The organism is Gilvirhabdus luticola, from assembly GCF_040117515.1.
GTDB lineage: Bacteria > Bacteroidota > Bacteroidia > Flavobacteriales > Flavobacteriaceae > Gilvirhabdus > Gilvirhabdus luticola.
Genome location: NZ_JBEEEN010000008.1, coordinates 143459 through 168814 on the forward strand (window position 1 = coordinate 143459; position 25356 = coordinate 168814).

General features: G+C 31.2%; 26 protein-coding genes. 5 read left to right on the top strand and 21 right to left on the bottom strand.

Going from position 1 to position 25356, the window contains the following annotated elements; genetic code table 11:
* Positions 1 to 17: 17 nt before the first annotated feature.
* From AAFP94_RS13050 to AAFP94_RS13060, 3 genes are read right to left on the bottom strand one after another with little or no spacing between them, the layout of a single operon-like run.
* Positions 18 to 524 (bottom strand): DUF4251 domain-containing protein, encoded by a 507-nt coding sequence (locus tag AAFP94_RS13050; protein WP_316663184.1) that lies wholly within the window; start codon positions 522 to 524, stop codon positions 18 to 20.
* Between the two features lie 28 nt (positions 525 to 552).
* On the bottom strand, positions 553 to 936 hold the full coding sequence (locus tag AAFP94_RS13055; protein WP_316663185.1) for a hypothetical protein: 384 nt from the start codon (positions 934 to 936) through the stop codon (positions 553 to 555).
* An 11-nt stretch (positions 937 to 947) separates the two neighbouring features.
* A complete protein-coding gene (locus AAFP94_RS13060; protein WP_316663186.1) occupies positions 948 to 3053 on the bottom strand; it encodes an elongation factor G in 2106 nt (701 codons plus the stop codon).
* Between the two features lie 363 nt (positions 3054 to 3416).
* Between AAFP94_RS13060 and AAFP94_RS13065 the strand changes: the two genes are divergently transcribed.
* Together AAFP94_RS13065 and AAFP94_RS13070 are read left to right on the top strand one after the other, a co-directional pair.
* A complete protein-coding gene (locus AAFP94_RS13065; RefSeq protein ID WP_316663187.1) occupies positions 3417 to 3704 on the top strand; it encodes a DUF3817 domain-containing protein in 288 nt (95 codons plus the stop codon).
* Positions 3705 to 3755: 51 nt separating this feature from the next.
* Positions 3756 to 4955 carry a mechanosensitive ion channel family protein gene (locus AAFP94_RS13070; protein WP_316663188.1) on the top strand — a complete coding sequence of 400 codons (1200 nt, stop codon included), beginning with the start codon at positions 3756 to 3758 and terminating at the stop codon, positions 4953 to 4955.
* A gap of 1 nt (position 4956) precedes the next feature.
* Here AAFP94_RS13070 and leuB read toward each other — a convergent pair whose 3' ends face one another.
* The 4 genes from leuB to AAFP94_RS13090 all read right to left on the bottom strand — a co-directional run bounded on the left by leuB (position 4957) and on the right by AAFP94_RS13090 (position 9974).
* On the bottom strand, positions 4957 to 6015 hold the full coding sequence (gene leuB, locus AAFP94_RS13075; protein ID WP_316663189.1) for a 3-isopropylmalate dehydrogenase: 1059 nt from the start codon (positions 6013 to 6015) through the stop codon (positions 4957 to 4959).
* Between the two features lie 13 nt (positions 6016 to 6028).
* Complete coding sequence (locus AAFP94_RS13080; RefSeq protein ID WP_316663190.1) at positions 6029 to 7552, bottom strand: alpha-isopropylmalate synthase regulatory domain-containing protein; 1524 nt, start codon at positions 7550 to 7552, stop codon at positions 6029 to 6031.
* A gap of 230 nt (positions 7553 to 7782) precedes the next feature.
* Positions 7783 to 8868, bottom strand: coding sequence for an Ig-like domain-containing domain (locus tag AAFP94_RS13085; protein WP_316663191.1), 1086 nt, complete (start codon positions 8866 to 8868; stop codon positions 7783 to 7785).
* A complete protein-coding gene (locus AAFP94_RS13090; protein WP_316663192.1) occupies positions 8859 to 9974 on the bottom strand; it encodes a hypothetical protein in 1116 nt (371 codons plus the stop codon). Before AAFP94_RS13090 ends, AAFP94_RS13085 begins: the two co-directional genes overlap by 10 nt.
* 203 nt (positions 9975 to 10177) lie before the next feature.
* On the opposite strand from AAFP94_RS13090, the gene AAFP94_RS13095 reads away from it, so the two are divergent.
* A complete protein-coding gene (locus AAFP94_RS13095) occupies positions 10178 to 10813 on the top strand; it encodes a dioxygenase family protein (protein ID WP_316663193.1) in 636 nt (211 codons plus the stop codon).
* Position 10814: 1 nt separating this feature from the next.
* Here AAFP94_RS13095 and AAFP94_RS13100 read toward each other — a convergent pair whose 3' ends face one another.
* Positions 10815 to 11684: a DUF72 domain-containing protein gene (locus AAFP94_RS13100; RefSeq protein WP_316663194.1), complete on the bottom strand. Its 870-nt coding sequence runs from the start codon at positions 11682 to 11684 to the stop codon at positions 10815 to 10817.
* A 118-nt stretch (positions 11685 to 11802) separates the two neighbouring features.
* Between AAFP94_RS13100 and AAFP94_RS13105 the strand changes: the two genes are divergently transcribed.
* Positions 11803 to 12219, top strand: coding sequence for a glyoxalase (locus tag AAFP94_RS13105; protein ID WP_316663195.1), 417 nt, complete (start codon positions 11803 to 11805; stop codon positions 12217 to 12219).
* On the opposite strand, the gene AAFP94_RS13110 is transcribed toward AAFP94_RS13105, so the two are convergent.
* The 3 genes from AAFP94_RS13110 to truA all read right to left on the bottom strand — a co-directional run bounded on the left by AAFP94_RS13110 (position 12212) and on the right by truA (position 14506).
* A complete protein-coding gene (locus tag AAFP94_RS13110) occupies positions 12212 to 12889 on the bottom strand; it encodes a DUF2461 domain-containing protein (RefSeq protein WP_316663196.1) in 678 nt (225 codons plus the stop codon). The two genes, AAFP94_RS13105 and AAFP94_RS13110, sit on opposite strands and share 8 nt — an antisense overlap.
* Before the next feature lie 82 nt (positions 12890 to 12971).
* Positions 12972 to 13529, bottom strand: coding sequence for a hypothetical protein (locus AAFP94_RS13115; protein ID WP_316663197.1), 558 nt, complete (start codon positions 13527 to 13529; stop codon positions 12972 to 12974).
* Positions 13530 to 13729: 200 nt separating this feature from the next.
* Positions 13730 to 14506, bottom strand: coding sequence for a tRNA pseudouridine(38-40) synthase TruA (gene truA, locus AAFP94_RS13120; protein WP_316663198.1), 777 nt, complete (start codon positions 14504 to 14506; stop codon positions 13730 to 13732).
* A 107-nt stretch (positions 14507 to 14613) separates the two neighbouring features.
* Between truA and AAFP94_RS13125 the strand changes: the two genes are divergently transcribed.
* Positions 14614 to 15033 (top strand): hypothetical protein, encoded by a 420-nt coding sequence (locus AAFP94_RS13125; RefSeq protein ID WP_316663199.1) that lies wholly within the window; start codon positions 14614 to 14616, stop codon positions 15031 to 15033.
* A gap of 59 nt (positions 15034 to 15092) precedes the next feature.
* Here AAFP94_RS13125 and hisIE read toward each other — a convergent pair whose 3' ends face one another.
* The 10 genes from hisIE to AAFP94_RS13175 form a co-directional block, all read right to left on the bottom strand.
* The gene (hisIE, locus tag AAFP94_RS13130; protein WP_316663200.1) at positions 15093 to 15689 is read right to left on the bottom strand and encodes a bifunctional phosphoribosyl-AMP cyclohydrolase/phosphoribosyl-ATP diphosphatase HisIE; all 597 of its coding nucleotides are present in this window, start codon (positions 15687 to 15689) and stop codon (positions 15093 to 15095) included.
* Positions 15689 to 16444 carry an imidazole glycerol phosphate synthase subunit HisF gene (gene hisF / locus AAFP94_RS13135; RefSeq protein WP_316663201.1) on the bottom strand — a complete coding sequence of 252 codons (756 nt, stop codon included), beginning with the start codon at positions 16442 to 16444 and terminating at the stop codon, positions 15689 to 15691. Before hisF ends, hisIE begins: the two co-directional genes overlap by 1 nt.
* A gap of 1 nt (position 16445) precedes the next feature.
* A complete protein-coding gene (hisA, locus tag AAFP94_RS13140) occupies positions 16446 to 17177 on the bottom strand; it encodes a 1-(5-phosphoribosyl)-5-[(5-phosphoribosylamino)methylideneamino]imidazole-4-carboxamide isomerase (RefSeq protein ID WP_316663202.1) in 732 nt (243 codons plus the stop codon).
* A 2-nt stretch (positions 17178 to 17179) separates the two neighbouring features.
* The gene (gene hisH, locus AAFP94_RS13145) at positions 17180 to 17761 is read right to left on the bottom strand and encodes an imidazole glycerol phosphate synthase subunit HisH (RefSeq protein ID WP_316663203.1); all 582 of its coding nucleotides are present in this window, start codon (positions 17759 to 17761) and stop codon (positions 17180 to 17182) included.
* A gap of 74 nt (positions 17762 to 17835) precedes the next feature.
* Positions 17836 to 18972, bottom strand: a complete 1137-nt coding sequence (gene hisB / locus AAFP94_RS13150) for a bifunctional histidinol-phosphatase/imidazoleglycerol-phosphate dehydratase HisB (protein ID WP_316663204.1) — start codon at positions 18970 to 18972, stop codon at positions 17836 to 17838.
* Positions 18969 to 20018, bottom strand: coding sequence for a histidinol-phosphate transaminase (gene hisC, locus AAFP94_RS13155; protein WP_316663205.1), 1050 nt, complete (start codon positions 20016 to 20018; stop codon positions 18969 to 18971). Before hisC ends, hisB begins: the two co-directional genes overlap by 4 nt.
* Before the next feature lie 67 nt (positions 20019 to 20085).
* Positions 20086 to 21375 (bottom strand): histidinol dehydrogenase, encoded by a 1290-nt coding sequence (gene hisD, locus AAFP94_RS13160; RefSeq protein WP_316663206.1) that lies wholly within the window; start codon positions 21373 to 21375, stop codon positions 20086 to 20088.
* On the bottom strand, positions 21372 to 22229 hold the full coding sequence (hisG, locus tag AAFP94_RS13165; protein ID WP_316663207.1) for an ATP phosphoribosyltransferase: 858 nt from the start codon (positions 22227 to 22229) through the stop codon (positions 21372 to 21374). Before hisG ends, hisD begins: the two co-directional genes overlap by 4 nt.
* Before the next feature lie 267 nt (positions 22230 to 22496).
* A complete protein-coding gene (locus tag AAFP94_RS13170) occupies positions 22497 to 23312 on the bottom strand; it encodes a prohibitin family protein (protein WP_316663208.1) in 816 nt (271 codons plus the stop codon).
* Positions 23313 to 23322: 10 nt separating this feature from the next.
* Entirely contained in the window at positions 23323 to 25353 is a 2031-nt protein-coding gene (locus AAFP94_RS13175; protein ID WP_316663209.1) for a VWA domain-containing protein, read from the bottom strand.
* Between the last annotated feature and the right edge of the window lie 3 nt (positions 25354 to 25356).

Below are 25356 nucleotides of genomic sequence, written 5' to 3' on the forward strand. Positions count from 1 at the left end.
CTATTATTCTTTCTTTGCTATTTTTTTGAGAGTTTTCCATCATAAGTAATGCTGTTTCTATTACTGCTGATTATGTATAAAGAGGTATTTCCACTGGGATATACTGTCAAGGTAAGTGAGAACTTCTCCGAACCTTCAGAGGCATTGGCTTTAATGACGATCCGTTTCTTTTTATCCACTTTTTTGACTTCATATTTGGAGAGATCGCAATTAAAATTTATACCAGCATCACCACCATAACTAGCAACTTGAGCGACTCCAAAATATGGTAAATCTGCCTCTGCTTTTGTGCCATCCACCCTTAAATAATTGGGATTACCAATTAGATTAATCCTCCTTCCTTTTTGAGTCGTTGCCCAATTCCCAACAAATTCAAACGCTTTTGAATCTATTATGGTTTGAATATGCCTATATTCTTTAAGCTCGTTTGCTTCTTTTTCATCTTTTTTTTCAGCCTTTGATTGTGCGTTAATGACTTGAGCACTAAAAATTAGTACAAGGCAAATAAACAATCTGCTTTTCATAATTATATAATCTATTTGAATAAATTGTTTATAACCAACGTGCAAAGAAATCCATCATTTCTTCTTTAAGATCATAATGCATCTTTATATAATGACGCATATCATCTTTAAGAGGACGTTGTTCTTGTATAAGGCGACCATCAATGTTTTCATTATAGTCTGCAATCAATAAATTATTCATTTTTCGCTTGCAACGATGCATTAATTTTGAAATTTCGTTTCTTTCAATCATGATACGATTTTGAAAATTTTCAATCTTCTTTGTCGCGCGTTTATCATATTCTCTGGCTGCTATTTCTTCTAATTTTTCTTCAAACGTATCCATTTCATTAAAATGAAAACGTAATTCTCTTTTCCAAGTTTCTAAATTGAACTTTAAATCGCTTAAATAAGATACTTTAGTTGCTAACATGTTATTTAAATTTAATTATTACTTACTAATTGGTCTTGAACATTTTTTGGTACGGACTCATAAGATGAAAATACCGAACTAAAGGTTGCCCTTCCTTGTGTTATTGAGCGTAAATCTGTTGAATATCCATACAATTCTGCTGCAGGAGTTTGAGATTTAAGTATTTGATAATTACCTGTACTTTCAATGCCTAAAATGATAGAACGTCTGGATTGCAAATCGGTCATGACATTACCAACCATATCCTCTGGTACTTTTACAACAAGTTCTTGAGTTGGCTCTAATAATTTTGGATTGGCATTTAGAAATGCTTCTTTAAATGCGTGAGCTCCAGCTATTTTGAAAGAAATATCGTTAGAGTCTACTGCATGCATTTTACCATCATAAACCATAACTCTTACATCTCTTATATAAGAATTTGTTAATGGTCCAGATTCCATAACTTCTAGAATACCTTTCATAATAGAAGGCAAATATCTTAAATCGATAACGCCACCAACTATACAATTGTAGAACACCAATTTTCCACCCCATGGAAGATCCAATTCTTCTTTTCCTCTTATATTAAATCCTTCAGGCTCTTCTATCCCTTCATGCCAAGGCTCTATTTTCATGTGTACTTGAGCAAATTGTCCTGCACCTCCAGATTGTTTTTTGTGTCTGTAACTGGCATTTGCAGCCCTTTGAATTGTTTCTCGATAAGGAATTTTGGGTTTGTCGAATTTCGCTTCAACACCATATAAATTTCTTAAAGCCCAACTTATGGTGGCTAAATGAAGCTCTCCTTGACAGCCTACCAATAACTGTTTGGTTTCTTTAGAGTATTTGATTACAACTGTTGGATCCTGACTATGGATTTTCTTAAGTGCATCACTTAACTTTTCATCATCGGCTTTTTCAACTGGAGAAGTAGCCCTAGTTATGCGCGGTTCAGGATATTTAATAGGTTTGATGGTTACAGGAAAATTTTTAGAACTTAAAGTGTCACTAGTTTCAGTGGATTTAAGTTTTAAAGTTGCTCCTATATCTCCAACCGTTAATTTAGACACAGACTCTCTTTTTTCACCATCCATGATGAACAATTGATTGAGAATTTCTGTTTCTCCATTTCTAGAATTTACAAGCTTATCATTAACCTTAACTTCACCAGATTTTACTTTAAAAAAAGTAACTTGACCTAAATTGGGTTGATGAAACGTTTTAAATACAAACAATGAAGTTGGCGAATCCTTTGAAGGTACAATCTCTTTGCCTTCAACACTTTGTATAGATTTTAAATCGGCTGTGGCTGGAACTACATTGTCTATAAAACCCATTAAGCGGCCTGTACCCATATCATTTAATGCTGAAATGCAAAACACTGGAAAAACTTCATGATTAAGCATACCAGCTTTGATACCTTTTCGCATTTCGTCTTCGTTGAGTGTTCCTTTTTCAAAAAATAATTCTAAAAGTTCTTCATCATTTTCTGCTGCTCTTTCTACCAATTCATTATGGAGGTCATTAGCAATTTCTAGCTGATCTTCAGGAATTGGTAATTTTTCTGGTTTGCCCCCTTCAGGTGAAAATTTATACATCTTCATCTTAAGAACATCAACAATGCATTGCGCTCCATCAACTTTTAGAGGATATTGTATTTTTACTACATTATTTCCTACCAATTGAGATAAACTCTTATAACTCTCGTCGAAATTAGCTGTTGGGTGATCTATCTGATTGATGACAAAAAGGGTAGGTTTTTGAAATCTTTCTATATAACTCCATATAATTTCTGTTCCAATTTCAACGCCATGTCTTGCATTAATTACCGTAACTATTGTATCTGCTACTCTTATTGAAGAAATGATCTCACCTATAAAATCATCCAGACCAGGAGTATCAATTATATTAATCTTATAATTACGCCATTCTGTGTGTAATGGTGTTGCAAAAACTGAAGTCTGTCTTTCTTTTTCTATGTCATGGAAATCGGAAACAGTATTTTTAGATTCTACTGTACCTCTTCTGTTAATTAAACCTGCTTCAAAAAGCATGGTTTCAGCAAATGTAGTTTTACCGCTGCCATGAGCACCCACAAAGACAACATTCTTAATATGCTTGTCGTCGTATACTTTCATTTATTTAATTTTTAGTTGAATGGAAAAACTACTTATAACATTAAAATAAAAAAACGCAACTTTTTGAGTTACGTTTTAAGTATACATTATATGTGAATAGTAGATTTTCATAATCGATTAATTTCAAAATTTAAACCTGAAATCAGACTTCAATATACTAAATTTTTATGAATTTGAATTCTTATGACTGCTAAAATTTAATTGATTACTTTTTTTATCCTTAATACTATGATACAGGTATTTTATTCAATTATAAATCCTGCATGTTGTTTTAAAAAATCCAGATAATAATTCAAGATAATTTTATATTTGAAAGTAAAAAGAATAAAGTATTAATATCTTTGCACTTTAAAAAAATAAAGAATGTTATCTACTTTAAATATTTTTAGAATTATTGCTTTTTTAGAAGGGGTTTCTTATATACTACTATTATTTATGGCCACCCCGATAAAATATCTAATGGAAGAACCAAAGTATGTAAAGCTTTTAGGTATGCCACATGGTCTCTTATTTATTGCCTATGTTGCTTTTGCATTTTTATTAAAAGGTGAATTTAAGTGGAATACTAAAGATTTTAGTTATATATTATTGGCATCCATTATTCCTTTTGGCACATTTTATATCGATAAAAAATATTTAAAAACTGCATAAATTTTGGAATCTCTAAAGCATCTTTTATACGATTATTTAATTTCTGTTCAAATGCCAGAAACAACCGCTAAATATTTAAACATGTTAGCATTACTTCTGGCATTACTCATTGTTGTTTTCATCATTGATTTCATTGTTAGAAAAATTTTACTTTCTGTCTTTACAACTTTTTCTAAAAGAACAGAAACTAACTTTGATGATATTTTAGTCCAGAATAAACTCCCAAGAAACATTGCCCATATTATTCCTTTACTCATTGTTTTAGAGTTTATTCCAATAGTATTCGCAGACTTTGACTATTTTGAAAACATTGTTGAAAAAAGCTTGCAGGTCTTTGCCATAATACTTACACTTTGGATAGTTAGAAGCTTGCTTAATAGTGTTCATGATTATTTACAGATGCTCCCTAGGTTTAGTGATAAACCTTTAAAAAGTTATATCCAGGTATTTATGATCTTTGCTTGGGCTATTGGTATACTTTCCGCATTTGCAATCGTTACTGGTATTCCATTTTTAAAATTTCTTACAGGGTTAGGAGCAGCTTCAGCCGTGATTTTACTCATTTTTAAAGATACAATTCTTGGCTTTGTTGCTAGTATTCAGGTTTCTATAAATAACATGGTGCATATTGGTGACTGGATCACCTTTGAAAAATATGGTGCAGATGGTGATGTTATAGAAATTAGTCTGGCAACAGTTAAAGTTCAAAACTTTGATAAAACTATTACAACCATACCAACTTATGCTCTTATTTCTGATTCTTTCAAGAATTGGAGAGGTATGGTAAATTCTGATGGAAGACGTATTAAAAGAGCTTTGAATATTAAGCAAAATAGTGTGAAATATTTAAAGACTGAAGAAGTAGATAATTTGAAAAATATAGGACTTATAAAAGCTTATCTGATTAAAAGACAGTCCGACATTGATGAATATAATTCTAAAAAAAATATTGATAAGTCGTTGTTACTAAATGGTAGGAATCTGACTAATCTTGGTGTTTTTAGAAAATACATTGAAGAATATCTAAAGCATCATTCTGCAATCAACAAAGATATGATGATTATGACAAGGCAGTTGGCTCCAACATCACAAGGAATTCCTTTGGAAATTTATGCATTCAGTAGTGATAAACGTTGGGAAAATTACGAATACATTATGGCAGATATTTTTGACCATGCCATTGCTGCAGTTCCTTATTTTGATTTAGAAATTTTTGAACTTCCTAGTAATTCAAGCTTCTTAAATAATTAGATTAAAGATTATTGGCTAACCAATCGCCTACTTCGCTTGTTTTATAAGCTTTGTTGCTGCCTGATAAATCTTCCGTTACTACACCTACTTCTAATGATTTATCTACTACATTTCGTATTGCATCAGCTTCTTCTTTTAAACCAAAAGCATCTTCAAACATCATAGCTGCAGAAAGAACAGTTGCTAATGGATTTGCAATATCTAATCCCGTTGCTTGCGGATAAGAGCCATGAATAGGTTCAAATAAAGAAGTATGCTCTCCAATAGAAGCTGAAGGCATTAATCCCATAGATCCTGAAATTACCGAAGCTTCATCTGTGAGAATATCTCCAAATAAATTTTCAGTTATTAAAACATCATAAGAATTAGGCCATTGTACCAAACGCATAGCAACAGCATCTACAAATTCATAACTTACTGTTACTTCTGGATAATCTTTTTCCAATTCCTGAACAGTTTCTCTCCACAGACGTGATGTTTCCAAGACATTAGCTTTATCTACACAGCACAATTTTTTAGAACGAGACATAGCCATTTCAAATCCTTTTCTTGCTAATCTTATAACTTCTGCTTTGGTATATACGCAATTGTCATACGCAGTTGTGCCTTCATCTCTTCTACCTTTTTCTCCAAAATATATACCTCCGGTTAATTCTCTTAAAAAAACCAAATTGGTTCCTTCAATGCGTTCCCTTTTTAAAGGAGAATTTTCTATTAAAGAAGGAAAAGTAAAGGTTGGCCTTACATTAGCAAACAACCCCAATTTTTTACGCATTTTTAATAAACCTTGTTCTGGCCTTACTTTTGCACTTGGGTCGTTATCATATTTTGGGTGACCAATAGCACCAAACAAAACAGCATCGGCTTTCATACAAATATCATGAGTCGCATCTGGATAGGGTTCTCCAACAGCATCAATTGCTGCTGCACCTGTTAAAGCTGAAGTCCAAATAATTTCATGACCGTATTTTTTTGCAACAGCATCACATACTTTTACTGCTTGATCAATGACTTCTGGACCAATACCATCTCCTGCTAAAAGCGCTATGTTTAATTTCATAAATTGTTAAGTGTTAATTTGTAATAATGTTGAGCATTTTTTCTGTTGCCTTAATAGCTGATACTGTTTGATCTGAATCTAATCCGCGTGTTTTAAATTCTTTCTCTGAATTCTTCCAGGTAATAATTGTTTCACATAGCGCATCAGAATGACTTCCTGGTGGAATTCTAACTGCGTAATCTATCAATTCTGGCAAGGTCGTTAAATGTGTTTTTTTATAAATTTCTCTAATGGCATTCATAAAAGCGTCAAACTGACCATCTCCTTGTGCATTTTGTTCATGGGCTTCTCCATTAATTGTCAAAGCAACTGTAGTAGAAGGTCTTAATCCTTTCGAATGCGTCAATACATACGAATTAACTTTTACCTTTTCTTCATAGGTTCTGTCTAGAACATCTGAAATGATATAAGGTAAATCTTCTTTTGTAACTACTTGTTTTTTATCTCCTAGTTCAATGATGCGCTCAGTTACTTTTTTAAGATCTTCATCATTCAATTGTAACCCTAACTCTTGTAAGTTCTTTTGAATATTTGCTTTGCCAGAAGATTTCCCCAATGCATATTTACGCTTTCTACCAAAACGCTCTGGCATTAAATCATTAAAATAGAGGTTTTTCTTATTATCTCCATCTGCATGGATTCCTGCAGTTTGAGTAAACACATTAGCTCCAACAATAGGCTTATTTGCGGGAATCATAAATCCGGAAAATGTTTCAACAAGTTTACTTACGGTATACAAAGATTTTTCATTTACATTAACTTTGATATCTGGGAGAAAATCATTAATCACAGCAATAACACTGGCTAATGGTGCATTGCCTGCACGCTCTCCCATTCCGTTGAGAGTTAAATGAATACCATCTGCACCAGCTTTTATGGCTTCCATAACATTTGAAACACTCATATCGTAATCATTATGAGCATGAAAATCAAAGTGTAATTGAGGATACTTACTTCTTATCTCTAATATAAACTCAAAAGATTCTCTCGGAGTTAAAACTCCCAATGTATCAGGTAACATTATTCGTTTTACTGGTTGAGCAGACAAAAACTCTAAAAATTCAAAAACATAATCTTTGGAGTTTCTCATACCGTTACTCCAATCTTCTAAATAGACATTGGTTTCAATATCATGTTCTTTAGCTTGATTAATAACTTCTTCTATCTCTTTAAAATGCTGATTAGAAGTTTTTTTGAGTTGATGAATTAAATGGTTTAATGAACCTTTTGTTAATAAATTCTGAACCTTGGCACCTGCTTTAATCATCCATTGGATTGATACTCCTTTGTCAACAAAGGTTAAAACTTCAACTGCATCTATATAATTGTTTTGAGTGGCCCAATTTGTAACATTTTTAACTGCTTGAAACTCGCCTTCTGAAACTCTTGCTGACGCAATTTCAATTCGATCAATTTTAAGCTCTTCTAATAATAACTTCGCAATGGTTAATTTTTCTGAAGCCGAAAAGGATACACCTGAGGTTTGCTCTCCATCACGCAATGTGGTATCCATTATTTCAATTCTTCGTTTTGCCATCTTAATTGTTAACCTTTATTGAGAAATCAAGTTGACAAATGTATAAAAAACAATTTTTTTATATAATTAATTAATTAGTTTAGATACGATGTTCACGCACTTTTATAAAATTAATAATAGAATGACCACATATTGAAATTAATGTAATGTTCTTAATAAATTCAACAAACTTATTGCGAAATAAATATTATATTCAAGTTAACTGGTAAGATTGAGAATTAAATTTTGCTTTATTTTATTTCAAATTGAATTGATTTGAATTTTGGATATTCTGTCTTAATGGTTTCTTCATTTAAATCTCTATCAAAAAGATAGTTTAAATTATTTCCTGCCAAATCTTCTAGCTCTGTATTTACTGAAATGGAATAATTACCATTTTTCCAGTTCGATTTTGGTTGAAACTTTAGGACAGATTCGTTATTTGTTAGTTTAAAATCACCTGGAACTAATTCATTAATTGAATCCAAAACCTTTACGGTTTCCAAAGCCAAAGCAAAATCCAACGATTCACCAAAATCTATTATCAATTCGTTTTGTGTATTTGCTAACGGAGTTTTAATTAACCATTTATTTATATCTGGTGATTTTGAATCCTTTTCTCTTACCAAAAAAGTTTTATGAAAATTTTCATTTAATAGATTTCCATTAGCATCTTTAAAATCTTTTGAAACCCTAATGGTATAAGTGTTTCCATTTACAATTGGCAAACCCAATTCTTTATTAGGTATTAAATCTGTTTTAATACGGCCAGGATCTAGCCAAAGCGTTAATTGTGTATGGTCTTTATTCCATAATTCAGTTTGTAGCTCAAGGAAAACTGGAACTTCTTCTTTTTTAGTGTTATCAATTACAGTAATATATTCTAATGCAGATTTTACTTCTTGCATTGGTTTAGAAAATACGAAGTACATTTTCAACAAATTTTCTGGCACTGTGTCTTTGGTTGGATAGATACCTAATAATTCTGCCTTGGTTGAAATTAAATCTTCAATTTTAAATGTTATTAAGGTTGCATCTTGATCTTTTAATTCATATTCTTTTCCACTAGTAAATGGGATAACTGGCCTAAAAGTTACAATGCCCTTATTTGAATAAAAATCGCCTAAAATGGCTGTGTTATTGCCTTTTAAAGTGATCTTTAATTCATCTGTTTTAACATTAGAAGAAAAGGAAATGCTTACGGCTTTATCATTTTCATAATTTATAAGTTCATTGTCAATGTTTTTGACTTGCTTACAATTAAAAAGAATAACAAAACAAAAAAAGACCAAGAAAACCTTGGCCTTAAACATGTTTTTCTGAAGAATTACATCCATTGTTTAGTTCTGTTTCTTAAAACCAGATCTCCTTCTCGATCTCTGATTAAGAACAATACGTTTTCGTTGTCCAAATTATCCATCTGCAATACATTAACAAAAGGTAGGTTGTCATAAGTTACACCATCTGTGGCAGCAAATTCTTTAACTTCTTCCGTAAGTGAGTTTTTAAAATTTGCAATATCATCATAATCTATACGCATTACTGGTCGGTTTGAATTTGACATAAAAAACTTTTGTTTGCCATTTTTCTCAAATACAATCATATCTAAAGGAGAATTACCTCCACCTAATTCTGCAACTGTTCTTCCTTTAATATGCTTATTCCCTTTTAAATCTTTTAATGGAAATAACACCAAAGGCGTACAGGTATAGCTAGCTATTAAATAATCTTCATTCTCTATATTAATAACATTAAAAGCTTTAATTGGTGCATAGGATTCAAATCTACCATGAGCAGCATGCCAAATTTCTAAAGAAGCAAATTCTTCATTGTCATTAAATGGGAAATCTATACTCCGAAATGTAGATTTAAATTCTTTATTGGATAAACCTGAAACCATTACTTTTCCTTTATGATACATCATATCTGCAATTGCCCAGTTCCTTAAAGGGCGTCCTCTATGATCTTCATCGTCAACACCAACAGGATTCGTTAACTCAACTTTAGAATAACTTACACTATTCAATGAAATGTTTTCAAACTTTTCTCCATTTAATTTCAACAATACTGGAGTGCCATCGGTTACATTAACTGAAAAGTATACCGATTTAGAAACTGGATTTACTGCCATATCTGTAATCTTAATATTGTCCTTGGTTGTCCCTATAGAGGCAGCAATTTTATTATCAAAATCGTTAATCATAATCTCTGGTGCTTTATCATTAGCTTTTGAATCTTTAGTGTCTAAAGCATAAATGGCTGCATTTTTTGAATCGCCAATAAATAATATTCCCTCTGGACCAAAGGTTAAAGCATTAATTGATGCTATCTTGGTATCTTCAGTAATAAAGTTTTCAGTAAATGGGCTGCTGTCTTTTTTAAATGCCGAAAGTGTCAGTAAAACCATGCAGCAAAGAGTGAAGCTAAAGATTATTTTTTTCATTTTGAATTAGTTTATCTAAAAATATTAGATAATTAAATACGCTTCAAGTAATTAACATCGAATTAACGATACTTTAATAGCCCAAGAAATATTTAAAAAATGTTCTTAATTAATTTTTAGTTAAAAATTATAAACTTTTCTTAAACATGACTTTAAGGTTTGAAAATTCTTTAATTTAGAAACTCAACTTAATTTTAATAATTGTGAAAAAGGTTTATTGTTTATTTATCATATTAACTTTATTTTCTTCTTGTATTAAATCACAAAATAATAAGGAAACCCTAAAAAATATTGGTGGACCGTGTGAAGGATGTGAAGCGATTTATGAATACGGAAACAAACGTCTTCAAAATGTAGATACCTTACCTGATTTTAATAATTCCAATAATAAAATAAAAATTAGTGGTACAGTATATGAAATTGATGGTAAAACTCCAGCAAAAGATGTTATTATTTACATCTATCACACCAATGAGAAAGGTATTTATCCATCAACCAATCGGTCTAAAGGTTGGGAACGCAGACATGGTTATTTAAGAGGTTGGATTAAAACCAATGCTAATGGAAACTACACCTTTTATACCTTACGACCAGCATCATATCATAACACAACCATTTCTCAACACATGCATGTCACCGTAAAAGAGACAGATAAAAATGAATATTATATTGATGATTTTCATTTTGAAGATGACCCAAATCTACCTGAAAGAATGAGAAAAAGAGAAAACCCAAGAGGTGGATCTGGCGTTGTAACTTTAGAGAAAAACGGTAACATTAGTGAAGCTCATCGTGATATTATTTTGGGTTTGAATATTCCTGATTATCCTGAAAAATAACCTATGCCATTGTTGGTAAATTCAAATCAGTATCCAGTTCATTATTTAACTTTTCAATAAAATATGATGAAAGTAATGGCGATTCTTTCTCAATATTTTGATGCACAAAAAAATCAATTTCATTAATACCCTGTTGCTTCCAAGTCTTAAGCCTTGCAACCCAATCGTCCAGACGTGAGTAATCTTTTTTGTGATTTGCTCCAACATATCTTACAAAAGCTGTTCCATTTGTTAACCTCATGTGTAGCAAGTCTCTTCTTCCTGCAGTATCTACAATAATATTAGAAATATCATTTTTCTCGAATAAATCATAAAGCTCATTTGCAACAATTTCATCATTATACCAATTGGTATGCCTGAATTCGATAGCTAAAGGTATTTCTTTTGGCCAACTCTCAACAAAAGTTACTACTCTGTCAAAATCTTTTGGAGCAAAATTGTTATGCATTTGTAAGAAGATTGTTCCAAGCTTTTCATATAGATTGGATGCATGGTAAAGATAGTTCTCCACAACATCTTTAACCTCGTTTAAACGTTTCCAATGGCTAATCTCCTGATTTAATTTTGGAAAAAATTTAAATCCTTCTGGTGTTTTTTCTTTCCAATTTTCAAATTGTTCTGCCGAGAAAATTCTGTAGAAAGTAGCATTAAGCTCTATGGAATTGAATTGAGAAGAATAATATGCTAATTCATCTTTTGTTCCTCTTGGGTAAAATCCTTTTAAATCTGCTTTATTCCATTTTGCACAACCAACATAAACCTTTAAAGGTTTTTTATCATTACATTTTTCTAAAACCTTCTGATTGTCAGGATGGTCTGATGGCAATGTAAAATCTATATTTCCTGGGTCATCTGTGCTTCCGAATTTCATTATCTAAATTTTTATAAATATAAGAACTCTTAATTGTTCATAAAGCCGTTAACAAGTATAACTCTTACCTCTTTTTTAATAATCATTAATCTATATTTTTAATTAAATTTTAAATGCCATGGACACTCGAAACACTAATTTAAAATCAATCCGTCCAGAAGTTTCCCCAAGTTTAATTAACGATAATATGAGTTCTGATGAACGGTTTCAAAACTTGGTACTTCGACCTATTACAATGCTTCAAGGAGATTTGATTATTGAAGTTTTTAGAAATTATCTAGCAAAACATAAGAGTACTTTTTACAATCTTACTTTAGAAAAACGCGTGGCTTACATTGATAATTCTATTAATAAAGACATCAAATTTAGAAATTCTTTAAAAGGTATGATTATAGGGCTTTTTACAGTTGAAGAATATATGCTATATATAGAAAATTCTTCTGCTTTAAATAAGCGAATGATGCATATCGTAAAAGAGCATCTACAAAATAACATTCAGCTTTTTGAAAGGCCTAAAATGCTTACTGCTATATAATTGAAACTCCGTTAAGATCTGTAGTAAGCACATCGCTCATATAATCAAAATATGGTCGAATTAATTTGAATGCTTCATTTACATTTTTAAGAAAATCTTCTTCTAATACTTCTTTGTCTGTGTATTTTTTTACAAAGATGTATTGTTTTTTTCTAATTAAATCTATTGCTGGATGGTCTTTGTCAAAATCTCTTGGTGCAGATTTTAGCTCGTCTCCTACTAGTACACCCCAAACATCCTTAAATTTTTTATTGTTCATAATCTTTCGCATTTCCGTATCATCCATTTCAAACTCTTTTCTGATGCGGAGTAAATCTTCTTTGTTTGGTTCCCAAAAGCCTGTAGCAATAAAAGACTCATTATTTGGAGCTATGTGCAAATAGTAACCACCACGTAAATGTGGTTTCTTTCTATGGTATGCTCCTCCAAAATGGGTTTTATAAGGTGATTTGTTCTTTGAAAAACGAACATCACGATAAATCCTGAACATTTTTAAGCTATCTACATCGTCATGTGTTTTGATGGCTTCAAACAAAGCATTATAGGCTTGCTTTGCTTTTGCTTCTATAGATTTAAACTCTTTTTTATGTTCGTTAAACCAATCTCTATTATTGTTCTTTTCAAGGGACTTAAAAAAAGTTAATGCTTCTTTTGGTACTGTTATATTCATATTATATAAATAATTTTGTTTGTTAAAATACAAAAAGTCCCAATTAAATTGGAACTTTTCATATAACGTTAACAATTATATATTAATCTAAATCTGTTCTTCTATAAGTTTTTGTTTCAATTAAATCTAGATCCTTGTTGTAATATTCTACAACAAAATTTCCTTCAGTATCAAAATATCCAATGCCTTTATTCTCCTTTTCGTGCACAAGATAATGTTTGCCCGAGCTAGTATTCCATACTTTTGCCACCTTTATGAATTTAGAATGATTATTATTAAACTGAATATCGAATCCTCTCTTATTAGGAGATAACATATAGCTTTCGTTATCTAATTTGTAATACGTTTCGATTGATGCTATGTCATACTCAGAATCAGAATCATTATCAATCATTGTAGTTTTTTCAACCTTAACAGATGAATTGACTCGGTCTTGATTAACTTTATTTATATCATTACCATCCAACTCAACATTTCCTGTTTCTTTGATAACTACCTTTATTTTTTTTTCAGTAGTTCCTTTATCTGTTTTAACCTTAACAGTTTTAATTTCAGTCTCTTCTTTTACTTCTTTTGGTTTTTCTTGCGCCATTGCAGTTCCAAAGACAACCATTACTAACATTATTAATATGAATTTCATTATTTTAAATTTACTAGTTAATATTATACTATATTCTCTTATAGAACAAGCTACTACAAAGGTCAAATATAATGGTAGATAAAGAGTTACATGGTTTTCAATAAGATTTGCATAATCTACATGTACAAAGAAAAAATTATGGCTTTATCCAAAAAATTATTCATAAGATATTTCTATGCTATAAAACTAATTTAATCAAGTTATTCAAATTTAATATCGTTTAAAATTAATCCTGAAGCTGGAGCAATATAATCCATAACCTCTTTGCTTCCAGACTTCAAGGAATCTTCAATATAACTTAAAGAAATCTCACCTTTGCCTAGTTTAATAAGTGCTCCCATCATTAGTCTTATTTGGTTTCGCATAAAACCTTTACCCTTTATTCTTAATATATAAGTTTCCTTTGGGAAAAAGTTTGCAGTAAATAAATTGTTTTTTTCTAATTCGCATAACAATACCTCTCTTTTGTATATACCATTATCTGTTGCTTTGTAACAGTATGTTTTAAAATTGTGCTTTCCTTGAAAAAGTTTAGCGCCTTTTTTCATGGTTACAATATCGAGTTCATCTAAAATAGTGGTTAAGATTGGCGCACAGAACGGATGATTTTTTTGTCCATGTGAAAAAAGATAAATGTATTCTTTTGTTTTTGAATGTTGTATAATATTAAAGTTTTCATCAACTTCTTCTATAGATAAAGCCCTAATATCTTGTGGCAAGTTATAATTGAACAATTCCAGGAATGCTTTCTTGTCTTCAATAGGTTCATTTAGAAAAAGTTCAAATGCCGCTTCGTTGGCAGAAACCATGGCATCTGTTCGACCTGAAGCTAATGTTTTAAATCGCTTGCCTTCAAGGATATAATTGAAAGTTCTATCTATCATCAAATGAATCGTTTTTAATTTTGGTTGTTTTTGCCACCCATGAAACCGATAGCCTAAATATTGAATTTTAAATAGATAATAATACTTCTTCAAAAGCGAAAGCTTTAAATTAACAATCGTCCTACAAGTAACCTTTTTTACCACATATGACAAAATTTTTATACATTGTATTCATTATTTACTAACTAAAAACTAATATTATGTCTGAAAATTCAACAAATAAACCACCAATTTGGTTTTGGATTGTAAGTGTTATAGCCCTTGTTTGGAACGGAATGGGTGTGAATGCATATTTGCAACAAGCTTATAATACGGAGAGCTTTCGTGAAATGTATCCACCTGAACAACTAGAAATTATAGCTAACCATCCTGCATGGTTAACAGCTGCTTTTGCAATTGCTGTATTTGGTGGTGCACTAGGAAGTATTACATTACTTTTAAGAAAAAAATGGGCTGTAACATTATTTTTAATATCATTAATAGCCGTTATAGTTCAAATGGGTTATGCTTTTATAAATGATCAAGTAACTAGTATGGTTATGGTACTCATGATAATTGTATTTGCAATATTTCTTGTATGGTTTTCAAGAAAATCTGCAGCTAAAGGATGGATTTCTTAAACGAAGAATAATTTAATAAAAGCCTTCAAGCATTAATTATATAATTAATGCTTTTTTTATTAGTGTCTTGATTTTAAAACTTCGACAATATCTTTTAGGGAATAACCTTTTGCTTGTAATAGTATCAAATAATGGAAGAGTAAGTCCGCACTTTCATTGAGAAATAAATCTGAATTAGAGTCTTTGGCTTCTATAACCATTTCTACTGCTTCCTCACCTACTTTTTGAGCAATTTTATTAATACCTTTTTCGAATAGCAAAGCCACATAAGATTTATCTGATTTAGAATTATCTTTTCTGTTTTTTATGACATCTTCAAGTTGAGATAGAAAACCAAAGGTTTGTTCATTACTCTCTGCCCAACATGTATCTGTTCCTTTATGGCATGTTGGACCATCCGGATTTACCAGAATTAACAAGGTGTCGTTATCACAATCTACTTTAATATCAACAAGATTTAAACTATTTCCACTTTCTTCACCTTTGGTCCATAATCGATTTTTTGATCTGCTATAAAAAGTGACTTGTTTAGTATCTAGTGTTTTGTAATATGCCTCTTCATTCATGTAACCAAGCATCAACACCTTTCTTGTGTTTGCGTCTTGAATAATTGCAGGGACTAATCCATCGTTGTTTTTATTAAAATCTATAATCATTACAATCGTACTTCTATATTATTCTTTTTTAATTCTTCTTTTAAATCTTCAATTTCAATCTCACCAAAATGAAAAACACTTGCAGCCAATGCTGCATCAGCCTTTCCAATTTTAAAAGTATCAACAAAATGTTGCATGTTTCCTGCACCACCAGAAGCAATTATAGGAATATTCAATTCTTTTGATAATCTAGACAGAGCATCATTTGCAAATCCGTTTTTTGTACCATCATTGTTCATTGAAGTAAACAATATTTCTCCTGCACCTCGCCGTTCTACTTCTTTTGCCCAATCAAACAAATCTATATCGGTTGGAATACTTCCACCTGCCAAATGAACTTTCCAGTTTTCATTTATTTTTTTGGCATCAATAGCTACAACAATACATTGATTGCCAAATTTGTTTGATAATTCATTTATTAATTCAGGTCGTTTTACTGCTGAAGAATTAATAGACACCTTATCTGCACCACATTTCAGCAAAGCATCGACATCTTCAATACTAGATATTCCTCCTCCAACAGTAAACGGAATATTAACTTGCTCTGCCACATGCAGGACCATTTCGAGTGTTGTTTGACGCTCTTCAATTGTCGCAGAAATATCTAGAAAAACCAACTCGTCAGCCCCTTTAGCAGCATATTGCTTTGCCAATTCTACCGGATCACCAGCATCAATTAAATTAATGAAATTAACACCTTTTACAGTCCTTCCATTTTTAATGTCGAGACACGGAATAATTCTTTTAGTCAGCATATTACATTTGCGTTTCTAAATCTCTTAAACTAATTTTACCTTCATATAAAGCCTTACCAATTATAACGGCTTCACAGCCCAAATCTTCCAATTTATTAATATCTTGAACAGACGAAACTCCTCCAGAAGCAATTAATTTAATAGCTTGATCTTGACTTGTAGTACATTCTGAAATGATTTTTCTATACAATTCAAAGGATGGACCTTCAAGCATACCATCTTTAGAAATATCTGTACAAATAACATACTGAATACCCTTTTTTTGATATGTTTTAATAAAAGGAGTAACATCTAGATTGCTTTTCTCTAACCAACCACTAATGGCAATTTTTTCATCTTTACAGTCGGCACCTAGAATAATTTTGGTTCCTCCGTATTTAGAAATCCAACCTTCAAAGGTCTTTTCATCATTAACCGCAATACTGCCTCCGGTAACTTGCTTTGCTCCAGAATTAAAAGCAATATGTAAGTCTTCATTAGATTTTAGGCCGCCTCCAAAATCAATTTTTAATGAGGTTTTAGAAGCTATTTGCTCAAGGACTTTGTAATTAATTATTTCCTTGGCTTTTGCACCATCTAAATCTACTAAATGCAAATATTCTATGCCAGCTGCCTCAAATTTTTTGGCTACTTCCAATGGATTTTCATTATAGATTTTTTTGGTTTCAAAAACACCTTTGGTTAGTCTCACACATTTACCATCTATAATATCAATTGCAGGTATTATTCTCATATTTATAATTCAATAAAATTCTTTAAAATTCTTTCTCCATCTAAACTACTTTTTTCAGGATGAAACTGAACACCATAAAAATTATTGTTTTCTAGGGCTGATGCATACTCTAAACCATAGTTTGTTGTTGCAATAACTTGATTTGAAAGTTCTGCATAATAGCTGTGCACAAGATACATAAAGGCATTGTCTTTTATTCCTTTAAACAAATCTGATTTTAAATTGGATATTGCATTCCATCCCATTTGAGGCACTTTTACATTATTAGGAAAACGTTTTACATGTGCATCAAAAATTCCTAATCCTTTAGTACTTCCTTCTTCAGTAGAATGGCATAACAACTGCATACCTAAACAAATACCCAAAACAGGTTGTTTTAATTTTGGAATAACCAAGTCTAATTTGCTTTGTTTTAACATTACCATAGCACTGCTTGCCTCTCCAACACCAGGGAAAATAACCTTATCTGCTGATATGATTTCTTCTGGATTATTTGATAGAACTGCATTAACACCTAACCTATTAAAAGCAAATTGTATGCTTTTAATATTTCCTGCACCATAATCTATTATTACTAACTTCATTTAAATTTTTTATTAAAAATAGTTTCCGCATCACTTTTCTATTTCGCTCAATGTCCAGTTCGGAATAATAAATTTTATAACATTCCTTTTGTTGATGGTAGAATCATTTTCTCTATATCTCGTTTTACAGCCATTTTGATAGCTTTTGCAAAGGCTTTAAAAATAACCTCAATTTTATGATGCTCATTGGTGCCTTCGGCTTTAATATTTAAATTACATTTGGCACCATCTGTAAAAGATTTGAAAAAATGAAAGAACATTTCTGTAGGCATTTTTCCTATCATTTCACGATTAAATTTAGCATCCCAAACTAACCAGTTTCTACCACCAAAATCGATAGCCACTTGCGCCAAGCAATCATCCATTGGTAAACAAAACCCATAACGCTCTATTCCTAATTTATTACCTAGAGTTTTTGAAAATACTTCACCCAATGCAATCGCGGTATCTTCAATAGTGTGGTGTTCATCAACTTCAAGATCTCCAGCTACTTTAATATTTAAATCTAATTGTCCGTGACGTGCTATTTGATCAAGCATGTGGTCAAAAAAAGCAATTCCAGTATCAATATTACTTTGCCCTGTACCATCAAGGTTTAAATCAATTTTTATTTTGGTTTCGTTGGTGTTTCTTTCAATACTTCCTGTTCTGTCTTCTGTTTTAAGGAACTCATAAATCTGTTGCCAGTCGTTAGTTTCTAACGCAATGAAGCCATCTAATTCTTCTCGTTTAACAGTAATTTCATTCGTTCCTAAATTGGTATAGTCATTAATGTAAATCCCTTTTGAACCTAGATTTTTTGCCAATTCAATATCAGTCAATCTATCACCAATTACTACGGAGTTTTTTAAATCATATTCATCTGAAAAGTATTGTGTCAATAAACCTGTGTTGGGTTTTCTGGTTGATGCATTATCTTTTGCAAATGTTCGGTCAATATATTGCTCTTTAAATTCAATGCCTTCAGCTTTAAACGTTTCTATAATGAAATTATGAACTGGCCAAAATGTGTCTTCTGGATAAACTTTTGTTCCTAAACCATCTTGATTAGTGACCATAACGATTTCAAAATCCAGTTCTTTTGCAATTCTACTTAAATACTGAAATACCTTGGGATAAAACACCAACTTCTCAAAAGAATCTATTTGCTCATCTGCAGGCTCTTTAATGAGCGTTCCGTCTCTATCAATAAACAATACTTTCTTACTCATGATATACTTTTTAGTGCATTTATCAATTTCTTATTTTCTTCACTTGTACCAACCGTAAAACGTAAACAATTTTCACATAATGGTTGATTGGTTCTGTTTCTCGTTACAATTCCTTTTTCAATAAGTTGATTATAACGTACTTTAGCGTCGTCTACTTTTACTAAAACAAAATTGGCATCTGTTGGATATATTTCTGAAATAAAATCAATGGTTTTCAATTCTTTTATCAATGTTTTTCTTTCAGCAAGAATATTTGAGACTTGCTCATTAACTAAATCCTTATTCAACAACTGTTCTATAGCTCTTTGCTGTGTTAGCTCATTAACATTGTAAGGTGGTTTTATTTTGTTTAAAACAGAAATAATATCTTTTGAAGCATAGCAAATTCCCAACCTAATTCCTGCCATTGCATAGGCTTTAGACAGCGTTTGTGTGACAATTAAATTAGCAAATTCTTCCAAACAGTTTAACCAACTTTCTTGTTCTGAAAAATCGATATAAGCTTCATCTATTACAACAATTCCGTTGAACTTTTTTAATAAACTCTCAACATCATTACTATTGAAACTATTTCCTGTTGGATTGTTTGGTGAACACAAAAAAAGGATTTTACTTTTATCATTTGAAGCCTTTAAAATCTGTTCAATATTTGGATGGAAGTCTTCAGATAATTCAACCTTTATAGTTTCAACTGCATTCACTCTGGCTAAAACTTCATACATACCATACGTTGGAGGCAAAATGATAACATTATCTATACTAGGTTCACAAAAAGCTCTAAAAATAAGATCTAAAACTTCGTCACTTCCATTTCCTAAAAGAATATTTTCTACTGCAATTCCTTTGGCTTCTGAAAGTAATATTTTCAAATTGGTTTGTTGTGGATCAGGATAACGATTGATACCATTATCAAAAGGATTTTCATTTGCATCTAAAAACACCATTTCTGCATTAAAATCCTTAAATTCATCGCGCGCAGATGAATAAGGCTTAAGGCTTTTGACGTTTTGTCTTACTAGGTTTTTTATGTTGAATATTTGTTTCATAATTTTCATTCATTGTGGATTCCACGTCACATTTCGACTTCGCTCAATGTCTTTGCGGAATGACAAATCACTTTTGTTTTATATCCTTTAGTCTCATTGAAACAGCATTTTTATGAGCTTGCAAACCTTCAGCTTCTGCCATGAGTTCAATGGCGTTTCCAATATTTTGAAGGCCTTCTTTTGATATTTTCTGAAATGTAATACTCTTTGTAAAACTATCTAAATTGACACCCGAATAGGCTTTACAAAACCCATTCGTTGGCAATGTATGATTTGTACCTGATGCATAGTCGCCAGCACTTTCAGGCGTGTAATTGCCTATAAATACGGATCCTGCATTTACGATTCCCTTTATATATAACTCTTCATTTTTAGAGCAAATAATAAAATGTTCAGGAGCATATTCGTTGATTAATTCTAATGCAATTTTGTCTGATTCAACAAAAATTAATTTAGAATTTGCAATAGACTTTTGAGCAATTTCTTTTCTAGGTAATTCATTCAACTGATTATCGATTTCCTTTGAGACATTTGCAATTAAACTTTTGGATGTAGAAACTAAAATTACCTGACTATCTGTACCATGTTCTGCCTGACTTAATAAATCTGAAGCTACATAAGCAGCATTTGCAGAATCGTCTGCAATTACTAATAATTCGCTTGGTCCAGCTGGCATATCTATAGCAACACCGTATTTGGTTGCGAGTTGTTTTGCTACGGTTACAAATTGATTTCCTGGCCCAAATATTTTATACACTTGAGGAATAGTTGCTGTTCCAAAAGTCAATCCTGCAATGACTTGAATTCCTCCAACTTTGATGATTTTTGTTACTCCACACAATTGTGCTGTGTAAAGAATTTCGTTTGCTATTTTTCCTTCTTTATTTGGAGGTGAACACAAAACTATTTCCTTGCAACCTGCTATTTGTGCAGGAATAGCAAGCATCAAAACTGTTGAAAACAAAGGCGCTGTACCACCTGGAATATATAAACCAATTTTTTCTATAGGTCTTTTTTCTTGCCAACAGATTACTCCTTTTATAGTCTCAACTTCTACTCTATCAGTTTTTTGTGCTCTATGGAATTTGTCAATATTTAGTTTTGCGGTTTGTATTGCTTGCTTTAAGTCTTCTGAAACTTTAATAGACGCTTTTTCAATTTCAGTTTTAGAGACCAAAAGTGATTCTAATACCACATTATCAAATTTTAATGTGTACTTTTCAATGGCTTCGTCACCATATAGCTTGACATCATTAAAAACTTGATTAACTGTAGATTCAATGTCATCAACAGTTTGTGTTGGACGTTTTAATATAGTAGACCAATCTTTTTTATTTGGGTTTTCAATTGTTGTCATAATACCATATTATCAATTGGGCAAACCAAAATTCCTTGTGCTCCTTTGGCTTTTAACTCATCTATAATCTCCCAGAATTCATTTTTATTAATCACAGAATGAACGGAGCTCCAGCCTTTTTGTGCTAAAGGTAATACTGTTGGACTTTTCATGCCAGGAAGAATATTGATAATTTCTTGAAGTTTATCGTTTGGTGCATTGAGTAAAATATATTTTGCTTGTCTTCCTTTTAAAACAGACTGAAATCTAAATTGAAGTCGCTCCAAAATAGCTCTATTTTCTTCAGGAATTTGAGGTGACATGGCCAATACTGCTTCAGATTGTAATAAGACTTCAACTTCTTTTAAGTTGTTTTTAAACAAGGTGCTTCCGCTTGAAACAATATCAACGATAGCATCAGCTAAACCAATATTTGGCGCAATTTCTACAGAACCATTAATGATGTGAAGTTCAGCACTTATATTATTTGCCAGTAAAAACTGGTTTACTGTGTTTGGGTATGATGTGGCAATGCGCTTTCCATTTAAATCTTGAATACTATCGTATTTTTTTGATTTTGGGATGGCAACCGAAACCTTGCATTTTGAAAAACCTAGTTTTTCAATAATTTCTATACCTTTTCCTTTTTCAATTAAAATATTTTCACCAATAATGGCAGCATCTACAACACCATCTTGAAGGTATTGAGGTATATCACTATTTCTTAAATAAAAGACTTCTATTGGAAAGTTTCTTGCGGAAGCTTTAAGTTGGTCTTTTCCATTGTCTATTGAAATCCCAACATCTTTAAGGATTTTCATTGAATCCTCATTTAAACGACCAGATTTTTGAACTGCAATTTTTAATTTACTCATTTTAGTTTTTTATGTGTTTGAGCAAATCATAGATTTTTTTAAATTAAAAACCCGCGTGATTTACTCAAACGGGTTTAAAATATATTTTAGTCTATTCAATACATTTTCAGCTCGCTTGAGTGCAAGTATGAAAATGGTGATGATGTGATTGAATAAATTTCATTATGTTATGTACTGTACAAATATTCATAATAAATATTTAGAATTCCAAATACTAAAGTCTAATTTTCAAATTATTGAATATTTCTTAAAATACAGCATTAATATTTATTGATTTCCTAAAATAATAGGCATTCCACTGTCTCCTGAACCAATAATAACCACTTTACTATTTGGCGATTCTGATAATTTGATAGTTGCTTCTATACCTTTATCTTGTAAAATTTTATCGGTTAATGATGCGCTTAAAATACGGTTTGCATCTGCTTTACCTTGCGCCTCAATGATTACCTTTTCTGCCTCTTTTGCAGCTGTTACCAATCTAAACTCATATTCTAATGATTCCTGTTCTTGTTTTAATTTACGTTCAATGGCATCTTTAATCGTATTAGGCAAGGTGACATCGCGAACTAATACTTCATTTAATTGTACATATTGTTTTTCAAGAATTTTTTTAGTCTCGGCAAAGATTTCGTCTTGAATAGCATCACGTTTACTAGAATACAGTTGTTCTGGTGTATATCGACCAACAACACTACGAGCAGCAGAACGAATTGCAGGTTGAATTACACGCTGTAAATAACCTTGTCCTAAAGATTGATGCAGATTTCCTAAATCATTATAGACTGGTTCATACCAAGCAGACGCATCAATTTGAATTTCTAATCCATTAGATGATAATACTTTCATTTTTTCAAAAAGCTCTTGCTGACGAACTTCGTAAACAAAAACCTTATTCCAAGGTGCAACTAAATGAAACCCTTCTCCCATTGGTGGTTCATCAATTACAACTCCTTCTCCAAAAGTCTTAAATAGTACTCCTGCTTCACCAGAATCTATGGTTACTGCAGATTTTGAAATTAATATTATTAATACAATTAATGCCACGAGAATTGGCAATCCAATTTTTGGTAATTTTTCCATTATTTTTATTTTAAATTAGTCCGTTATATTTTCTTAAAAACCACTCAGTTGCAAGGCAAAATACTAGAAGAAAGAGCAGATATTTCCAATCTATCAAAGGTATGATATTTTTATGGTTTTTTTGTACTGCCAAGAATCTTTCGTCATTTAATAAGCCAACTGATAAATTACTATAATTATCTATAAAATAACTTTTCCCTGTGCTGTTTATAGCAACTTGATTTAGCTTTTTTACATTAGCATTTAAGAATTGTTGCTCAATATTATATTCTAATATTTTAAAGATTCCTGATTTGGAGATATTTTCATTTTTTGCTCTAACTGTAAATTCATATTCAGCTGGTGATAAACTACTCAAATCTAACTGATATGAATTATTTTTCAACACAAATGGATACTCCAAAATGTTTTGAGTAGCCTTATTCCTTAAAGTTATTGTAAGCGTTTCTCTAGCATCAAATTCATAATTCTTGTTGAAATATTGTGCATTAATTATGACACTACTACTTCCGTTATAAAATGATTCATATTCAACTTTTAACCTGCTTTTACGCTTATTTGAGGATAAGTATTGAATTAGTTTTCCAAGAAAATTATCAAACTGATTAAAGGATTGAGTATTTAAAAAACTTTGGGAACGCCATTGCCATAAATTTTCACCTAATAATAACGCTTCTCTTCTATTGTTGCTTTCAAACGTAAGCAGCAAAGGATCTTTTGTAGAAACATTGCCTACTTTTTTATACAATAGGATTTCAACAGGAGTATTAAAAGTAACTTTTCCAAATGTTGATTTTAATGGTGGGAACGATTCAAAATCTAAATCATCTAATATAAATGTTGAATAGTTGTTATTTAACTCCGGAAGATAGTTTTCCGTTTGATTTGTTATTTCGTGTTCATAATTACTATTTATACTATTCAAAAAACGCCAATCTGTTTGTGAGCCAGTAATTACAAATGTATTCTTGTTTTGTGCTTTTAGAACTTCATATAGGTTATTGAAGCTTCTGTTTGGCTGATATAATATCACCAACTGAAAATCATCTAATTTATCTTTAACTTCATTTGGCTTTAAAAAAGTAACGCTTCTTTGTTCATTACTTTCAATACTTTGCTTAAGCGCACCAAGGTCTGGATGCAAAAAAGAACTCACCATAGCTATATTGGTTTTCTGATCAATAACTTCAACTGCAAAATTTTTGTTATTGTTAACTTTATTTTTTTCGTTATTAATTGTAGAAATTGTAGCCTTGTATGTATGAACACCAGCTGTGTTTGTTGGTAAAGCAAAGTTTATAATACTTGATGTATTTGTTCTACTAAACGAGATCTTTTCAGAATAAACGATGGTATTTCCATAACTTACTGTAAAGTCAGTTGTTATATTTTCGTTACCGTTATAAGTAACTATTGCTTCTACTGGAAACCTATTTTTCAAATAGGCGTATCTGTTGACATTTAATTGTTTGATTTGCAAATCAACATACGTTGTAGTATCTCCTAAAATTACAGGGAAAATGGGCTGTTTGTATGATGATGAAGTAAACTCATAGTCGTTTCCATAAGTTTGATTTCCATCTGTAATTAGTATCATTGGAGCTATACTATTTTTATAAATCTGACTCAATTCTGAAATAGCTTTACTGATATTGGTTTGTTCATCAGTAAAAGAAAGAGAATCTTTTGGTTGCAAATTATTTCCAAACGTGTAAAAATTTACATTGAATTTTTCATTAATAGCTTCGTCATTTTTAATAGCCCTAATTAATTCTTGTTCTTTTTGATTTTGTTCTAAATACAAAACAGAACTTGAGTTATCTGCAGCTATCACCAAATTCGGTTTTTCAACCGAATTTGTTATTTGTTCAAATTTTGGATTGACCAAAAGCAGAAAAATTGAAAAGAATGTTACAAATCTTAATCCTGTAAAAATTAGATTCAGTCTACTTCGCTTTGATTTATATACATACTGAAAAAGCGCTATTACTAGCGCTATAATTCCAGATAATATAATATATAAAACTGTTGCTGCAGACATAAT